The organism is Pseudolysinimonas sp. (assembly GCF_057350545.1).
On record NZ_JBMRCP010000085.1, the window covers coordinates 1 to 15,271 of the forward strand.

The 15,271-nt window shown below is 68.9% G+C and carries 16 protein-coding genes; 4 read left to right on the plus strand and 12 right to left on the minus strand.

Annotation, left to right across the window (positions count from 1 at the left end):
• Positions 1 to 167: glycerophosphodiester phosphodiesterase family protein (locus ACO1X9_RS12235; protein ID WP_486351135.1), on the minus strand; the 167-nt coding region annotated here is incomplete at its 3' end.
• Here ACO1X9_RS12235 and ACO1X9_RS12240 point away from each other — a divergent pair.
• The 3 genes from ACO1X9_RS12240 to ACO1X9_RS12250 are packed head-to-tail and all read left to right on the plus strand — an operon-like array spanning position 166 to position 1,882.
• Positions 166 to 510, plus strand: coding sequence for a DUF4190 domain-containing protein (locus ACO1X9_RS12240; RefSeq protein ID WP_486351121.1), 345 nt, complete (start codon positions 166 to 168; stop codon positions 508 to 510). The genes ACO1X9_RS12235 and ACO1X9_RS12240 overlap by 2 nt on opposite strands.
• Positions 503 to 1,051, plus strand: a complete 549-nt coding sequence (locus ACO1X9_RS12245; protein WP_486351122.1) for a hypothetical protein — start codon at positions 503 to 505, stop codon at positions 1,049 to 1,051. The genes ACO1X9_RS12240 and ACO1X9_RS12245 overlap by 8 nt, the downstream gene beginning before the upstream one ends.
• 18 nt (positions 1,052 to 1,069) lie before the next feature.
• Positions 1,070 to 1,882, plus strand: coding sequence for a Bax inhibitor-1/YccA family protein (locus ACO1X9_RS12250; protein ID WP_486351123.1), 813 nt, complete (start codon positions 1,070 to 1,072; stop codon positions 1,880 to 1,882).
• A 146-nt stretch (positions 1,883 to 2,028) separates the two neighbouring features.
• Here ACO1X9_RS12250 and ACO1X9_RS12255 read toward each other — a convergent pair whose 3' ends face one another.
• The 6 genes from ACO1X9_RS12255 to ACO1X9_RS12280 form a co-directional block, all read right to left on the minus strand.
• The gene (locus ACO1X9_RS12255) at positions 2,029 to 4,290 is read right to left on the minus strand and encodes an exo-beta-d-1,3/1,6-glucosidase (protein ID WP_486351124.1); all 2,262 of its coding nucleotides are present in this window, start codon (positions 4,288 to 4,290) and stop codon (positions 2,029 to 2,031) included.
• Positions 4,287 to 5,345: an ABC transporter permease gene (locus tag ACO1X9_RS12260; RefSeq protein ID WP_486351125.1), complete on the minus strand. Its 1,059-nt coding sequence runs from the start codon at positions 5,343 to 5,345 to the stop codon at positions 4,287 to 4,289. Before ACO1X9_RS12260 ends, ACO1X9_RS12255 begins: the two co-directional genes overlap by 4 nt.
• 3 nt (positions 5,346 to 5,348) lie before the next feature.
• Positions 5,349 to 6,425, minus strand: a complete 1,077-nt coding sequence (locus ACO1X9_RS12265) for an ABC transporter permease (RefSeq protein ID WP_486351126.1) — start codon at positions 6,423 to 6,425, stop codon at positions 5,349 to 5,351.
• Positions 6,422 to 7,231 (minus strand): ABC transporter ATP-binding protein, encoded by an 810-nt coding sequence (locus ACO1X9_RS12270; RefSeq protein WP_486351127.1) that lies wholly within the window; start codon positions 7,229 to 7,231, stop codon positions 6,422 to 6,424. Before ACO1X9_RS12270 ends, ACO1X9_RS12265 begins: the two co-directional genes overlap by 4 nt.
• Entirely contained in the window at positions 7,228 to 8,052 is an 825-nt protein-coding gene (locus ACO1X9_RS12275; RefSeq protein ID WP_486351128.1) for an ABC transporter ATP-binding protein, read from the minus strand. Before ACO1X9_RS12275 ends, ACO1X9_RS12270 begins: the two co-directional genes overlap by 4 nt.
• 82 nt (positions 8,053 to 8,134) lie before the next feature.
• Positions 8,135 to 9,784 carry an ABC transporter substrate-binding protein gene (locus tag ACO1X9_RS12280; RefSeq protein ID WP_486351129.1) on the minus strand — a complete coding sequence of 550 codons (1,650 nt, stop codon included), beginning with the start codon at positions 9,782 to 9,784 and terminating at the stop codon, positions 8,135 to 8,137.
• 122 nt (positions 9,785 to 9,906) lie between these two features.
• Between ACO1X9_RS12280 and ACO1X9_RS12285 the strand changes: the two genes are divergently transcribed.
• On the plus strand, positions 9,907 to 10,536 hold the full coding sequence (locus ACO1X9_RS12285; protein WP_486351130.1) for a TetR/AcrR family transcriptional regulator: 630 nt from the start codon (positions 9,907 to 9,909) through the stop codon (positions 10,534 to 10,536).
• 119 nt (positions 10,537 to 10,655) lie between these two features.
• Here ACO1X9_RS12285 and guaA read toward each other — a convergent pair whose 3' ends face one another.
• From guaA to ACO1X9_RS12310, 5 genes are read right to left on the minus strand one after another with little or no spacing between them, the layout of a single operon-like run.
• Entirely contained in the window at positions 10,656 to 12,230 is a 1,575-nt protein-coding gene (guaA, locus tag ACO1X9_RS12290; RefSeq protein ID WP_486351131.1) for a glutamine-hydrolyzing GMP synthase, read from the minus strand.
• Positions 12,227 to 12,661 (minus strand): DUF3817 domain-containing protein, encoded by a 435-nt coding sequence (locus ACO1X9_RS12295; RefSeq protein WP_486351132.1) that lies wholly within the window; start codon positions 12,659 to 12,661, stop codon positions 12,227 to 12,229. The genes guaA and ACO1X9_RS12295 overlap by 4 nt, the downstream gene beginning before the upstream one ends.
• Positions 12,662 to 12,665: 4 nt before the next feature.
• The gene (locus ACO1X9_RS12300; RefSeq protein ID WP_486351133.1) at positions 12,666 to 13,400 is read right to left on the minus strand and encodes an SURF1 family cytochrome oxidase biogenesis protein; all 735 of its coding nucleotides are present in this window, start codon (positions 13,398 to 13,400) and stop codon (positions 12,666 to 12,668) included.
• 35 nt (positions 13,401 to 13,435) lie between these two features.
• Positions 13,436 to 14,770, minus strand: coding sequence for a cation:proton antiporter (locus tag ACO1X9_RS12305; protein ID WP_486351134.1), 1,335 nt, complete (start codon positions 14,768 to 14,770; stop codon positions 13,436 to 13,438).
• Position 14,771: 1 nt separating this feature from the next.
• A complete protein-coding gene (locus ACO1X9_RS12310) occupies positions 14,772 to 15,263 on the minus strand; it encodes a cation:proton antiporter regulatory subunit (protein ID WP_486351136.1) in 492 nt (163 codons plus the stop codon).
• Between the last annotated feature and the right edge of the window lie 8 nt (positions 15,264 to 15,271).

Below are 15,271 nucleotides of genomic sequence, written 5' to 3' on the forward strand. Positions count from 1 at the left end.
CCGTCGCGCGTCGCGACGATGTCGGGCTCGATCGCATCCGCCCCCAGCGTGATCGCGAGCTCGTAGGCCGAGCGCGTGTGTTCGGGGCGATATGCGCTCGCGCCGCGATGCCCTATGACGAGGGGGAGCGGACGGGGCACGGGTTCACGATAATCTGAGGCCGACATGACCAGTTGCGCGAACTGCGGTCGGGAGCTGCAGCCCGCCTGGAAGTACTGCATCACCTGCGGCACGCGCACGGCCGTCCCCCTCGCCGGGGTCAGCCCGTCGGCGCTCAGCACCGACCCCGAGAACCAGACCCGGCGCGTCAACGTGCTGGCCGTCCTGGCTCTCATCCTCGGCTGCCTGCTGAGCCCGCTCGCCGCGCTCTTCGGGCACGTCGCCGTCGCCCAGATCAAGACCTCCGGCGAGCGCGGCCTCGTTCCGGCGTGGATCGCGGTCGTGCTCGGCTACATCTGGCTCGTCGCCCTCGCCGTGCTCGTGATCACCTTCGTCACGACGAATGGCTGACGGGACAGCTCCGCACCGCTGGCGTGAGCCCACGTCCCACCTCCCGCTGCGGTGGGGCGCCTACCGCACCCGCTGGCTCGGCGGGCTGCTGCTGGTCGTCGCGGGCGGCCTCGCGATCGCAGGGGGCAGCGCCTACAGCGCCTTCGCGAACTTCCTCCTCGCGGCCGGCAGCGTCGTGCACGTCATCGGCTGGGCGGTTCTGCCGTCGGCGGGCTGGCGGCGCGTCGTCGCGATGGCCCCGTCCACTCTCGCGATGTGGTTCCTGCTCACCGGGCCGGGCTGGCTCGCCATCCTGCTGCTTCCCTACCTCGGCTGGCTGCTCGTGCGGCACCGTCCGCTCGCGGGCTACCCGACGGCGATCTTCGTGCTCGCCGCCGCCGTCTTCGCGGCGCGGGTCTACGGCGAGGAGTACTCCGGGATGCTGCCCGCGCTCGGCGTCGTCGGCGTCGTCATGCTCGCCTCGGCGTGGGCCGCGCGGGCCGTCCATGCCGCGCAGGCCCAGGTGCGCCGTGGGCGAAAGTCCAGGATTTCGCAAGCCTGACCTCTCTACACTGAGCGCATGGCCAACCCTGCTTTCAGCAACTCCCCCGCCTACTCGGCGAAGGCCGCCGCGAAGCTCGCCGCGCGCGACAACGCCCCCGCCATCCCGACGCCGGGTCAGCTCCAGGACCAGTTCTCGCTCCCGGACGCGACGCCGGACCAGATGGAGCGGATGACCTACCAGGACACGATCTTCAAGACCCTCGGGGGCTTCGCCGTACTCCTGGTCGGTGCCGCCGTCGGCTGGGTCTTCCCCGTCCTCGCGATCGTCGGCGCGATCGCCGGCCTCGTGCTCGCGCTGGTCAACATCTTCAAGAAGAAGCCCTCGCCGCCGCTCATCCTCGCCTACGCGTTCGCCGAGGGTCTCCTCGTCGGCGGCGTCTCGATGTTCTTCTCGCTCATGTGGGACGGCATCGTGCCGATGGCGCTGCTCGGCACGCTCGGCGTCGTGGGCGTGACGCTCGCGCTCTTCGCCAACGGCAAGGTGCGCACGTCGCGCCGCGCGACCAAGATCTTCCTCGTCGCGATCGTGGGTTACGCGGCCTTCTCGCTCGTCAACATCGTGCTCATGGCCACCGGCGTGGTGCAGGGCTTCGGCGGCCTCCGCGACTTCGAGATCTACGGAATCCCGCTCGGTATCCCGCTGGGAATCCTCGTCGTGCTGCTCGCCGCCTACTCGCTCGTCATGGACTTCGAGCAGGTGAAGCGCGGCGTCGAGACCGGCGCACCGCGCATCTACGGCTGGACCGCCGCCTTCGGCATCATGGTCACCGTCGTGTGGCTCTACCTCGAGATCCTGCGGCTGCTCTCGTACTTCCTGCCGCGCAACTGACCCTCGGGCTTAGATGGATCAGAGCGCGGTCGGACCCACCTGTTGGTGAGTCCGACCGCGCTCTTCTGGGTCCACCGGCAGCAGTCCGGAATACGAAGTGCCCGATCCGGCGTGGCGGCCGGGCAGACGGTGACCCACCCCCGACGTCAGGGCGCTTCGCCGACGTGGAAGCCCGCGGCGAGCAGCACCTCGTCCCGGGATGACGGACCGACGAGCAGCTCGAACCCGCCCGCCTCGACCGTTCGCCGACCCGCGGCGTCGACGATCGTGCACTCCGCCACCGGCAGCTCGAGGTCGACGACCGCCGAGGCTCCGGGCTGCAGGTCGACGAGGTGGAACGACTTGAGCTCCTTCTCCGCCCAGCTCACCGACGTGACGGCGTCGCGCACGTAGACCTGCACGATCTCGCGCACCGGCCTGGCCCCGGTGTTGCGCACGGTGACGCGAGCCCTCACGACGTCTGCCGGCTTCAGATCGACCGTCTCGATCTCGAGGTCGGAGTATTCGACCGTCGAGTAGGTGAGCCCCTCGCCGAACGCGAATGCCGGGCTCTGCGTGAGGTCGGCGTAGCGACTGCCGTGCTGGCCGCGGATCTGGTTGTAGTAGATCGGCAGCTGGCCGGCGTGACGGGCGAACGAGATCGGAAGGCGCCCGGACGGCTCGATCAGACCGAGCAGCAGCTCGGCGATGGCCTGCCCGCCGCGCATGCCCGGGCTGGCCGCCCAGACGAGGGCTGCCGCATCCGTCACGGCCTTCGGCAGCACGTGCGGCTTGGAGGCCAGCAGCACGACCACGAGCGGGGTGCCGGTCGCCGCGAGCGCCTCGAGAAGCGCGATCTGCCCGCCGACGAGTTCGAGGGTCGCCGTCGAGCGGCCCTCACCGACCAGTTCGATGCGATCCCCCACGACGGCGACGATGTAGTCCGCCTCCTTCGCGGCGGCGACGGCTTCGCGGATGAGCTCGGCGTCGGGCTCGCAGGGGACGACGACCTGCGGCCGCGGCTGTCCGTCGGGGAAGAGCTCCCCTGCGGGGTCGGGTTCGAGGCTGAGGATGTCGGCGCCCCGGGCGTGCTCGAAGTGCCAGCTTGCGGGGGCGTGCTCCCGGAGACCGTCGAGCACCGTGGAGATCAGGTGGCGGGGTTGCCCGTCCGGCATCCAGTCGACCTGACCCGACGAGCCGGCCCAGTCGCCGAGTTGGGTCTGCGCGTCATCGGCGAGCGGGCCGACGACCGCGATCCGCCGAGGTCCCGCGTCGGTGGCGAGCGGGAGCGTGCCGTCATTGCGGAGGAGCACGAGCGACCGGCGCGCCGCCTCGAGGTTGAGCGCCGTGTGCGCGGGTGCCCCGACCTGCTCCCTGATGCGGGTGGCGTCGGGCAGCCGGGGATTCTCGAAGAGCCCCAGCTCGAACTTCAGCAGCAGGATGCGCGCGACGGCCCGGTCGATCGCGTCCTCGGTGAGGAGGCCCTGGTCGAGCGCGTCGAGCGCGCCTCGGAAGAACCCGGGGGTGTTCATGATCATGTCGTTGCCGGCGATCAGGGCCGCCGCGGCGGCGTGCGCGTAGTCGGGCTGCACCTGCTGCTCCCAGACCATCCGCCCGACGTTGTCCCAGTCGGTGATCAGCGTGCCCGTGAATCCCCACTCCCCGCGCAGCACGTCGTTGAGGAGCCAGTCGTTGACCGTGATCGGCACGCCGTCGGTGGTCTGGTAGCCGAGCATGAACGTGCGGCACCCTTCGCGCGCGACGCGCTCGAACGGCGGCAGGAACCAGGAGCGCAGCTTGCGGTGCGACAGGTCCGCCTCGCTCGCGTCGCGCCCGCCCTGCGTCTCGGAGTACCCGGCGAAGTGCTTGGCCGTCGCGAGCACCGCCGTCAGGTCGTCGAGTCCGTCGCCCTGGTACCCGCGCACCATCGCCGACGAGAGCTCGCCGATGAGGAACGGGTCCTCGCCGAACGTCTCACCGACTCGGCCCCAGCGGAGGTCGCGGGCGATGCAGAGTACAGGCGAGAACGTCCAGTGGAGGCCCGTCGCCGACACCTCGACCGCCGTGACGCGGGCGACCCGCTCGGCGAGGTCGGGGTCCCACGACGCCGCCAAGCCCAGCTGCGTGGGAAAGACGGTCGCGCCTTCCCAGAACGCGTGTCCGTGGATGCAGTCCTCGGCGACGAGCAGCGGGATGCGCAGTCGCGTCTGCAGCGTCAGTTCGCGAGCATGCCGCACCTTCGCCGGTGAGGCGTGCAGGATCGAGCCCGCGTGCAGGCGCAGGATCTGGTCCTCGACATCCTCGCGGGCATCGAGCTGCAGCATCTGGCCGATCTTCTCCTCGACCGTCATGCGGCCGATCAGATCGGCGATCCGGTCGGCGACGGACAGCGTCGAGTCGAGGTAGAGCGGGTCGGTGGCGGTGGTCACGAGTTCCCCCGGGTCGTGGTCGGTGCGCGCACCGCGGTGGCGGTGTCGTTGATGCTCAGGCCCCTCTTCTTGAGAGCCCGGGCGCGTTCTCCCGCGGAGCGCAGGCGCGGATTGACGTATTCGTCGATCCCGAAGTTGATGAGCGACAGCGCGACCCCGATGGCGGCGATGCAGAGACCAGGGGGCAGGTACCACCACCACTGGTTCTGGCGGAACGCGCCCTGCGCGCTGGCCCAGTTGAGGATGGTGCCCCAGTTGTAGGTCTCCATCGGGATCACCCCGATGTACGACAGTGTGGTCAGGGCGATGATCGCGGCCGTGACGGTGCCGACGAAGCTCGCAGCGATGAGTGCCATGAGGTTGGGCAGCATCTCGACGAGGATGATGCGACGTAGCGGCTCCCCGTTGGCACGAGCCGCCTGGATGAAGTCGCGATTGCGCAACGACATCGTCTGCGCCCGGAGCACCCGGGCGCCCCAGGCCCATCCGATGATCCCGAGCACCGCGGCGATCACCCACTGCGGCGGGTCCTCGAACAGCGAGGCGACGATGATGATGAGCGGAATCCCGGGGATCACGAGGAACACGTTGGTGAGCGCCGACAGGCTCTCGCTGCGCCATCCGCTCACGTACCCGGCGACGACTCCGACGGTGATCGCGATGGTCGTCGCGATGATCGCCGCGAGGAAGCCGACGACGATGATGCCGCGCGTGCCGTAGATGACCTGACTGAGCACGTCTTCACCGATGTGGGTCGTGCCGAGCCAGTGCGCGGCCGACGGCGGCTGGAATCGCGCCGTGTAGTCGATCTGCGTCGGGGAGAAGGGCGCGAGCACGTCGGCGAAGATCGCGACGAGCACGAAGAAGCCGAGGATGGCGAGGCCCGTGATCGACTTGCCGTTCTTGAACATCGCGAAGGCCGAGCCGAGCTTCGCCCAGAAGGTCGCGTCCTCGCCCTCGGGTCGGGGCTTCCGCGTCCGCCGCGATCGGAGGATGGCCGCCACCGGCTCGGTCGCCGGACGGTGCGAGGTTCGCTGGTTGACCGGATCGTCCATGTCTCAGGCCTCCGTCTGGCGAGTGCGAGGGTCGAGGAAGGCGTAGACGACGTCGGCCAGGAGGTTGGCGACGAGCACCGACAGCGTGATCACGAGGAAGACGCCCTGCATCAGCGCGTAGTCCTTCGCGTTGGTGGCATCCAGCAGCAGCTTGCCGATACCCGGATAGCTGAACACCATCTCCATCACGATCGTGCCGCCCACGATGAAGCCGATCGACAGCGCGAAACTCTGGATCTGGGGCAGCACCGCGTTGCGCGCCGCATATCGCCAGAGCACGCGGCGATTCGGCAGACCCTTCGCCTGCGCCACCATGATGTAGTCCTCGTCGAGCACGGTGAGCATCATGTTGCGCATGCCCAACATCCATCCGCCGAGCGAGGCCACGACGATCGTCAGCGCCGGGAGCGTTCCGTGGTGGATGACCTGCCCGATGAACTCGAACGAGAGCTCGGGGCTCATCCCGACGCCGTACGCCTTGCCGATCGGGAACCAGCGGAGGTTCACCGAGAACACGGCGATCGCCAGCAGGCCGAGCCAGAAGTACGGGATGGTGCTGAGGAACGTCGTGAGGGGGATCAGGACATCGAGCCGGCTGCCGCGCCGCCACCCGACGATCGCGCCGCCGACGGTGCCGATCGTGAAGGCGATGATCGTCGCGAAGCCCACGAGCCCGACGGTCCAGGGGAGCGCCTGACCGATCACCTCGGTCACCGGCCGCAGGCCGTGCAACAGCGAGACGCCGAGGTCACCGCGCAGCAGCACCGCCCAGTAGTCGAGGTACTGCTGGAAGAGCGACTTGTCGGTGTCGAGCCCGAGGAGGGCCCTGAGCGCATCCGCCGCCTCCGGACTGATGTCGCGGTTGTTGCGGGCGATGTAGGCCGTGACCGCGTCGCCCTTCATCAGACGCGGAAGGAAGAAGTTGATCGTGATGGCAGCCCACAGGGTGAACAGGTAGAACGCGGCGCGGCCGCCGAGGAACCGCCACGGGATGCGTGACCTCCCCTTCACCGCGGTCGTGGCGGTCGTGCCGGCCTCGATCGCGTCGGAGGCGGGCAGCTGGGGTTCGACGGCGGTCACTGCGCTCCTCCGTGGATGCCGGTTCGCGACGCGAAGAACGTGTCGGGGTCGGGAGACGCCCCGCGCAGTTCGCGGGTGTAGGGATGCTGGGGGCGGAGGATGACGTCGTCGGCGGTGCCCCTCTCGACGACCCGTCCTTGGTTCAGCACCAGGATGTCGTCGCTGAAGTGGCGGGCGGTCGCCAGGTCGTGCGTGATGTAGAGCACGCCCAGCCCTTCCTCCCGCTGCAGGTCGGCGAGCAGGTTCAGGATGCCGAGCCGGATCGAGACGTCGAGCATCGACACGGGCTCGTCGGCCACGAGGAACTTCGGCCGGGAGGCGAGGGCTCGAGCGATCGCGACCCGCTGCCGCTGACCCCCGGAGAGCTCATGGGGGCGACGGTCGATGACAGCCTGAGGGTCGAGGCGCACCCGCTCGAGCAGGCGCCGCACCTCCGCACCGAGCTGGTCGGTCGGCACGACGCGGTCCAGCCGCAGCGGGCGTTCGAGGTGGTGCCGGATGGAGTGGTAGGGGTTCAGCGACGCGAACGGGTCTTGAAAGACCATCCGAAGCTGCTGGCGGTACGCGCGCAGGCCCCTGCCTCGTCGGGGGATCCGCGTGCCGCCGAGCCGCACCTCGCCACTCGTCGGCACCTCGAGCTGGGTCAGGATCTTGGCGATCGTCGACTTGCCGCTGCCGGATTGGCCCACGAGGCCGATCGTCCGACCGGGTTCGAGGGTGAAACTCACATCGTCGAGAGCCTTGATGTGGCCCGCTCCCCGCACCGAGTAGATCTTGGTGACGGCGTCGAACTCGAGGGTCGTCATCGCGTCACCACCCCCCGGTCGCCCGTGAGACGGGGGAACGAGGACAGCAGCGTCTTCGTGTAGTCGTTCTGCGGGTCCGTCCAGATCCGTTCCGCGGTGTCGAGCTCGACGATCTCGCCCTCGCGCATGATCGCGATGCGGTCGCTGATCTCCAGCAGCAGGGGGAGGTCGTGGGTGATGAAGATCACCGAGAAGCCGAACTGGTGACGGAGATCGGAGAGCTGACGCAGGATCTCGCGCTGCACGAGCACGTCGAGGGCGGTGGTCGGCTCGTCCATGACCATGAGCTGTGGCCGGAGAGCGAGCGCCATCGCGATCATCACGCGCTGGCGCATCCCGCCGGAGAGCTCATGGGGGAAGGAGCGCAAGCGCTGCGCGCCCACTTTCACGATCTCGAGGAGCTCGGCGGCAGCGTGCCGTCGCTGCGAGCGGCTGAGGGAGGGTCGGTGCACCTCGAAGACGTCCTCGAGTTGTTCGCCGATGGTGGCGACGGGGTTGAGCGCGTTCATCGCGCCCTGGAACACCATCGAGACCTTGTCCCACCGGAACTCGCGCAGCTCCTCGGCGTCGAGACGGTTGATGTCGATGTTCTCGCCGCTCTTGTCGTGGAAGACGACGGAGCCGCTCGTGATCACCGCGGGCGCCTTGAGCAGCCGCTGAAGCCCGTACGCGAGCGTGGTCTTGCCGCATCCGCTCTCGCCGGCGAGCCCGAGGACTTCGCCGCGCCGGAGCTCGAGCGTGACGTTCTTCACCGCTTCCAGCGGCGGATCGACGTCATACACGACCGAGAAGTCGTAGACGGAGAGCAGCGCATCTCTCATCGGTGGGGTTCGCTTTCGTCAGGGGGCTCGGACAGCGGGCGGGGCGGGTGCCGGAACGGCGCACCCGCCCCGCCTTGCACACCTAGTCGGCGGGCGTGAGGTTCACCAGGATCTGCACGATCCCGGGCTGAGTCGGATCCGCCGAAGCGTACATGTCGTCCTCACTCGGCCACCCGACGTAGTTGCGGGTGTTGAACTCGCCGAGCAGCGGGTGCGAACCCAGCGGGATCGCCGGAACGTTCTCGGCGAACGCCCGCTGCAGCACCGCGGACGCCGCCGCACGATCCTCGTCCGACGCGGCGTTGGCGTACGTGTTCAGCGCCTCGGTGACCGCGGGGTCGTTGAAGCGTCCGAAGTTGAACTGCGCCCGGTCGTCGACGATCCACTTGGGGTCCATCGTGGAGGTGTAGAGCCCGTACGCGTTGCCGGTGTCCTCGAGCCAATGGATGATCGCCTGGAACGTGCCCTCCTGGCGAGCGGCGTCCCAGCCGCCCCAGTCGGGCTGGTCGATCTTGACGTCGATGCCGAGGCCTTCCTTGAGCTCTTCGGCGAGCAGCGCCTGCTCGGTGTTCCAGTCGCTCCAGCCGGCGGGCACGGAGATCGTGAAGCTCACCGCCTCGCCGTCGGGGTCGATCAGGTTCTCGTCCTGCCAGGTGTACCCGGCCTCGGTGAGGATGTCCTTCGCCTTGTCGACGTCGACCGAGTAGTCCTCGCCCTGGAACTCGTCGATGATCTCGCCCTCGAGCAGGCTGCCGAGGCCGGTGACGTTCCAGATCGCCGAGCTGGCGCCTTCGCGGGCGATGTCGACATACGCGTTGCGGTCGATCGTCCACGCCAGAGCCTGACGGAGTGCCGGGTCGTTGAACGGCTTCGTCTGCAGGTTCATGAACAGCGTGCCGGCACCCGCGGTGGGCGAGGCCAGGAACTGGTTGTGCTCGTCGGCGGACAGGTAGCTCGCCTCGATCTGCGGGATGAACGCCTGCGCCCAGTCGGCGTCGCCGGAGACGAGCGCCGTCGTGAGTGCCGCGTTGTCGCCGTACGACACGTAGTGCAGCTCGGGAACCGCCAGGTCGCCGCCCCAGTAGTCGGGGTTCGCTGTGAGGGTGACCGACTCGGTCGACCAGTTGGAGAGCACGTACGGCCCGGTGCCGACGGCCTGGCCCTCCTCGGTGAGCGGGGCGGTGTTCGGGTCGTCGAGGCCCTCCCAGATGTGCTTCGGCACGATCGGGGTGTGCAGCACGCGCGACTGCGAGTTGTACTTGGAGTCGGCGAAGCTCAGCGTGATCGCATCGCCGTCGGCCGTCACGCTCTCGAGCTTGAGACCGGCGGTGTCCGCGAGACGACCCTCGAGGTACTGGTCGAACGTGTAGACGATGTCGTCGCCCGTGAACTCGGTGCCGTCGCTCCAGGTGACACCGCTGCGCGGTACGACCGTGAGCTCGGTGTAGTCATCGTTCCACTCCACCGATTCGGCGAGCCAGGGGGTGGTGCCGAGGTCGCCCGTCGGGTTGACGAGGGCGAGCGGCTCGAAGATGACCTTCGCGTAGCCGTACTTCGACGCCGACGAGTCGCCGAGGTAGGGGTTGTGGGACTCGGTGGTGATCGCGCCGTCGGGCTTGGCGATCGTCAGGGCGGCGGTTCCGGATGCCCCGGGGTCGTTGCCGCCGGCGCAGCCGGTGAGCGCCAGGGCCGCGGCGGCGCCGATGGCGACAAGGGATGTTCTCAGCCTCATTGCTTATCTCCTCGCTGGTGGATGCACGGCGTCGTGCTCCCGAGGGGCGACGTCGGCGTCGGTGGGTTACTGCGCGATTAACTTACATTCTGGTAAGTAGGTCGCGCAACTAGGCTAAGGGCATGGCCAACTCGCGGCAGATCAAGTCCCGACCGGAGACTCTCGCGCGCCGGCGGGAGATCGTCGAGGCAGCTGCGGAGGTGTTCGGCGCGAAGGGCTACACCGGCGGCACGCTCGTCGACATCGCCGACGTCGTCGGGATGACCCACGCGGGCGTGCTCCACCATTTCGGCTCCAAGGACCAGTTGCTGCTCGAGGTGCTGACCCTCCGCGACGAGACGGATGTGGAGGGCTTCGAGGGGCAGCACATCCCGGATGGCACGGACCTCTTCCGCCACCTGGTGCGGACTGCCGCCAAGAACGCCGAACGCGCCGGCATCGTGCAGTCGTTCGTCGTGCTCTCCGCCGAATCGGTGACCGACGATCATCCGGCCCGCGAGTACTTCCGCGCCCGGTACTCCACGCTGCGCAGCGAGACGGAGCAGGCGTTCCGCGTCATGTGCGACGAGCTCGGCGTCGAGAACCCGCACTCCGTCGCCGACGCCTCCGCGGCGATCCTCGCCGCGATGGACGGGCTCCAGGTGCAGTGGCTGCTCGAACGCGACGGTGTCGACCTCGCACGTGCGACCCGGTTCGCGATCGAGGCGATCGTGGCCGCCGTCGTCGGACGCCCCTTCAGCCTCGACCCCTGACCCCAACGAGGAACTCGAAGCGTGACGGCGGGGCCGAATCGATGAGGCAATCGGGGTAGGGGTCCCCGTTCTTGCCTCAGCGGTTCGGCCCCGCCGTCACGCGAACCCGAGTTACCGACTCACTCCCACTCGATCGTGCCCGGCGGCTTCGACGTGACGTCGAGCACGACCCGGTTGACCCCCGCGACCTCGTTGGTGATGCGGTTGCTGATCTTCGCCAGCAGCTCGTAGGGCAGGCGCGTCCAGTCGGCCGTCATCGCATCCTCGCTCGACACGGGACGCAGCACGATGGGGTGCCCGTATGTGCGGCCGTCGCCCATGACGCCGACCGAGCGCACGTCGGCTAGCAGCACGACGGGGCACTGCCAGATCTCGCCGTCGAGGCCGGCCCCGCTCAGCTCGGCACGGACGATCGAGTCCGCCTCGCGGAGCAGATCGAGGCGCTCACGGGTAACCTCCCCGACGATGCGGATCCCGAGTCCTGGCCCCGGAAAGGGCTGGCGTCCCACGATCACCTCGGGCAGGCCGAGTTCGCGGCCGATGGCGCGCACCTCGTCCTTGAAGAGGGTGCGCAGGGGCTCGACGAGCTCGAATTGGAGGTCTTCCGGCAGTCCGCCCACGTTGTGGTGCGACTTGATGTTGGCGGTGCCCGATCCGCCGCCGGATTCGACGACGTCGGGGTAGAGGGTGCCCTGCACGAGGAACTTGATCGGTTCACCATCCGCGGCGGCCTCGGCGACGAGTTCGCGCTCCGCCGCTTCGAAGGTGCGGATGAATTCGCGCCCGATGATCTTGCGCTTCTCCTCGGGGTCGCTCACCCCCGCGAGCGCGCTGAGGAACTGGTCGGCGGCATCCACGGTGACGAGGCGCACACCGGTCGACGCGACGTAATCGGTCTCGACCTGCTCCCGCTCGCCGGCGCGCATGAGTCCGTGATCGACGAAGACGCAGACGAGCTGGTCGCCGACCGCCTTGTGCACGAGCGCGGCAGCGACGGCCGAGTCGACACCACCCGAGAGGGCGCACAGCACGCGCGCCGACCCGACCTGAGAACGGATGCGCTCCACCTGGTCGGCGATGACGTTGCCGCTGTTCCAGTCGGCGGGGATGCCGGCCGCCCGGTGCAGGAAGTTCTCGAGCACCGCCTGTCCGTGGGCGGAGTGCCGCACCTCGGGATGCCACTGCACGCCGTACAGCTTCCGTTCGTCGCTGCCGAATGCGGCGACGGGGGTGGCGTCGGAAGACGCGAGCACCTCGAAGCCGTCGGGCGCCCGCACGACCGAGTCGCCGTGCGACATCCACGCGGTCTGCTCGTCGGGCTGGCCGCCGAGGAACACGCTCGCCGGTCCCGCGAGCCGCACCTGCGTCGACCCGTACTCCCGGTTCCCCGTGCGAGCGACCTCACCGCCGAGCTGCTGCGCCATCACCTGGAAGCCGTAGCAGATGCCCATCGTCGGGATGCCGAGCTCGAGGATGCCGGAGTCGAGGTCGGGCGAGCCCTCCTCGTAGACGCTCGACGGTCCGCCGGAGAGCACGATGCCGACGGGGTTCCGCGCGCGGATCTCCTCCGCCGTGACGGTGTGCGGCACGATCTCGCTGTACACACCGGCCTCGCGCACGCGTCGCGCGATGAGCTGCGCGTACTGGGCCCCGAAGTCGACGACCAGCACCGGACGTTGCGACGAGTCGCTCATGCAGCAGCCTCCACAGGGGTCTCGACCTTGGCGAGCTCGGCGCGGACCCACCGCGGCACACGGAACTCGAAGAAGAACGACAGCAGCGGGATGATGCCGCCGAGCGCGATGAACAGGAACCGCCCGAACGACCAGCGCGTGAACCGCCACAGCAGGAAGTCGAACGCGAGGTACACGACGTAGAGCCAGCCGTGGGTGGTGAGGATGATGTTCGACACGTTCACGGTGCCGCGCTCCTCGATGAGCTCGCGCGGCGTGAACCCGAGTCCGTACGCCTCCGACCACTCGATGTCGACGAGGTAGCCGTAGCGCGAGACCATCATGACGACGAGCATCAGGAGGAAGACGCCGGTCACGATCGCCGAGACCCGGAAGAGCGTCAGGACCAGTCGGATGCGGGGGACGTCGTCGGGGCGAGGTCCGAGTGGCATGCCCTCAGTCTACGGTCGCGGCCGCACCGCTTCCGGCGGCCGACTCCTCCTCCTCGCGCTCCACGGCATCCCGCACGAGGCGGTACCAGAGGTAGATCGCGAAGCCGCCGAAGATGATCCACTCGATCGCGTAGAAGACGTTGAGCAGGTTGAGTCGCACCTCGCGCGCGGGGGCCGTGGCGTCGATCCGCTCGTAGCCCGGCGGCGGTTCGTCGGCGACGAGGAACCCGGCGTAGACGGGCCCGGGAGACTCCCACACGTTGACGAGCGCGGCGACCGACATCGCGCTGAACTCGCCCGCCTCGAAGTCGGAGGACTGCGGCTCCTCGCTCGGGAGGTAGCGCCCCGACCACTCGGTGCGGTCGATGCCGAGGTCGGCGACCGCGGCGCCGTCGGCGAGGAAGCCGAGCGCCACCGCGAGCGACGCCCCCTCATCGGTGACGACGTGGCCGACGAGCCAGCTTCCCTCCCGCCCGTCGAGGGAGCGGCCGGTGAGGGTGACGAAGTCGCTGTCGACGAGCTCGCCCGTCACGCCCACGATCCGCCCCGCCTGCGGCTCGGTCATCGCCTCGCCCGGGGCGGCGAGCTCCGCAAGTGGCACCGAGGTCTCGGTGTCGATGTCGACGACGTCGGTGTTCTCGACGCTGCGCTCGAACTGCCACTGGGCGAACGCGGCGAATCCTGCGGCGATGCCGAGGCTCAGCACGAGGGCGGCGATCCACGTCGGGCGGCGCGCCATGGACCAGAACCTCGAGCTGAGGGATGTCGTGGTGCTCAATACTCAGGGTCCCGTTCTCGTCGGGGATCGGTCTCGGTCAGCGGGACGGGCGGATCGTCGGACGCGATCTGGAGGGCGGACTCCTCATCCGCCATCGCGGCTTCGGCGAGGGCGAACTCGCGATCCCGCTCGGCGTCGACGCGGCGGGCGGCACCGCCGAGGGCGCCGAGTCGCTCCGAGTTGACGGCGAGCACGGGCCCGATGATCGCCATCGACAGCACGTAGAGCCCCGCGAACGGCGTGAGGCGTGAATCGAGACCCGCCGCGGCGGCGAGCGTCGCGAGGATGAGGGTGAACTCGCCGCGATTGTGCAGCATCGTCGAGACGTTGAGTCCCTGTGCGACGGTGAGGCCGTTCAGTCGCGCGATGAGCTGACCGCCCGCCGTGTTGACGACGAGCGTCATCACGACCGCGATCGCGACCGGCACGACCACCTCGCCGAACGTGCTCGGGTCGAGCGCGAGGCCGAAGTTGAGGAAGAAGAAGGCCGCGAAGACGTCGCGCAACGGAAGGGTGAGCGCCTCGATGCGCGCCTTGTGGCGGGTCGCGCCGAGGACGAGGCCGATGAGGAAGGCGCCGATCGCATCCGACACCCCGAGCAGCTCCCCGAGCCCTCCGAATCCGAGGGCGAGGCCGAAGAACGCGATCGTGAACAGTTCGTCGTCGCGCGTGCCGACGAGCCGTGAGATGAGGCGCCCGCCGTAGCGGGCGATCGCGAACATCGCCACGAGGAAAGCGAAGGCAGTCGCGAGTTGGATGACGATCGGCCAGACCTCCGTCTCGCCGCTCAGCACGACCGAGACGATCGCGAGGTACACCGCGATGAAGACATCCTCGACGACCGCGATGCCGAGGACCGTCGGGGTCTCCTGGTTGGCGAGCCGCCGCAACTCGATGAGCAGTTTCGTGATGATCGCGCTCGACGACATCGCCGTCATGCCCGCGATGATGAGCGCCTCGCGCGCGCCCCAGCCGACGAGCCACCCGAACACGAACCCGGTCGTCATGTTGATCGCGATGCGTGTTCCGCCGGAGATGAGCAGACGCTTCGCGTTGCCGAAGAACTCCTCGGTGTCGAACTCGAGCCCGAGCGAGAAGAGCAGGAAGATCAGCCCGAAGACGGCGATGAGCTCGACATCCCCGGGCTCGAAGTTGAGGAACGGGATCCATTCGAAGTTCGGGCTCGCGAGGAGTCCGACGATCATGTAGATCGGGATCGCGGGCAGGCCGATGCGCTTGCCGAGTCGCCCCAGGCCGTAGGCGAGAACGAAGAGAACGCCGAGCGTGAGGAGTTCGACGCCGAGATCTTCGGAGTGCACGGCCAGGTGCACGTCAGGCTCCCGGCGGCGCGGCGTGCTCCGCGGGAGCCTTCGTGAACTCCCCGGAACGGAAGAACTGGAACGCCTTGGCGACCTTCTCGGGGGCGCCGGCGACGACCAGGGTGTCGCCGGGGAAGACCTTGAAGTCGCCGTCCGGCGCGGGGTTGGCCGACTCGCCGCGGACGACGGCGACGACCGTCACGCCGGGAAGGCCCTTCATCGTGAGCGAGCCGAGCTGCTGCCCGGCGATGTGGTGGTCGTAGTCGACCGGGAACCAGTCGATGCTGAGGCCGGGAATCTGATCCATGCCGGAGAGCGACTCCGTGATGCGCGTGCCGCCGAGCAGCTCGGCGAGGGTGTGCGCCTCGTCTTCGTCGAGTCGCAGCGACACCTTGCGGGCGTCGCCGTCTTCGGCATCCGCGAAGGTCACGAGGTCGCTCGATCCGGAGCGGTGCGTGAGGACGCCGACCTTGCCGCCGTCTTCGCACACCAAGGTGTGGGGCACCCCGGCCC

Excerpts from the sequence above, each read along its gene's own strand:
- ACO1X9_RS12285 (WP_486351130.1), top strand. The coding sequence starts at position 9,907 with ATGGCCAACTCGCGGCAGATCAAGTCCCGACCGGAGACTCTCGCGCGC.
- ACO1X9_RS12245 (WP_486351122.1), top strand. The coding sequence starts at position 503 with ATGGCTGACGGGACAGCTCCGCACCGCTGGCGTGAGCCCACGTCCCAC.
- guaA (WP_486351131.1), bottom strand. The coding sequence starts at position 12,230 with ATGAGCGACTCGTCGCAACGTCCGGTGCTGGTCGTCGACTTCGGGGCC.
- ACO1X9_RS12260 (WP_486351125.1), bottom strand. The coding sequence starts at position 5,345 with ATGGACGATCCGGTCAACCAGCGAACCTCGCACCGTCCGGCGACCGAG.
- ACO1X9_RS12240 (WP_486351121.1), top strand. The coding sequence starts at position 166 with ATGACCAGTTGCGCGAACTGCGGTCGGGAGCTGCAGCCCGCCTGGAAG.
- ACO1X9_RS12300 (WP_486351133.1), bottom strand. The coding sequence starts at position 13,400 with ATGGCGCGCCGCCCGACGTGGATCGCCGCCCTCGTGCTGAGCCTCGGC.
- ACO1X9_RS12275 (WP_486351128.1), bottom strand. The coding sequence starts at position 8,052 with ATGAGAGATGCGCTGCTCTCCGTCTACGACTTCTCGGTCGTGTATGAC.
- ACO1X9_RS12250 (WP_486351123.1), top strand. The coding sequence starts at position 1,070 with ATGGCCAACCCTGCTTTCAGCAACTCCCCCGCCTACTCGGCGAAGGCC.
- ACO1X9_RS12270 (WP_486351127.1), bottom strand. The coding sequence starts at position 7,231 with ATGACGACCCTCGAGTTCGACGCCGTCACCAAGATCTACTCGGTGCGG.
- ACO1X9_RS12280 (WP_486351129.1), bottom strand. The coding sequence starts at position 9,784 with ATGAGGCTGAGAACATCCCTTGTCGCCATCGGCGCCGCCGCGGCCCTG.
- ACO1X9_RS12295 (WP_486351132.1), bottom strand. The coding sequence starts at position 12,661 with ATGCCACTCGGACCTCGCCCCGACGACGTCCCCCGCATCCGACTGGTC.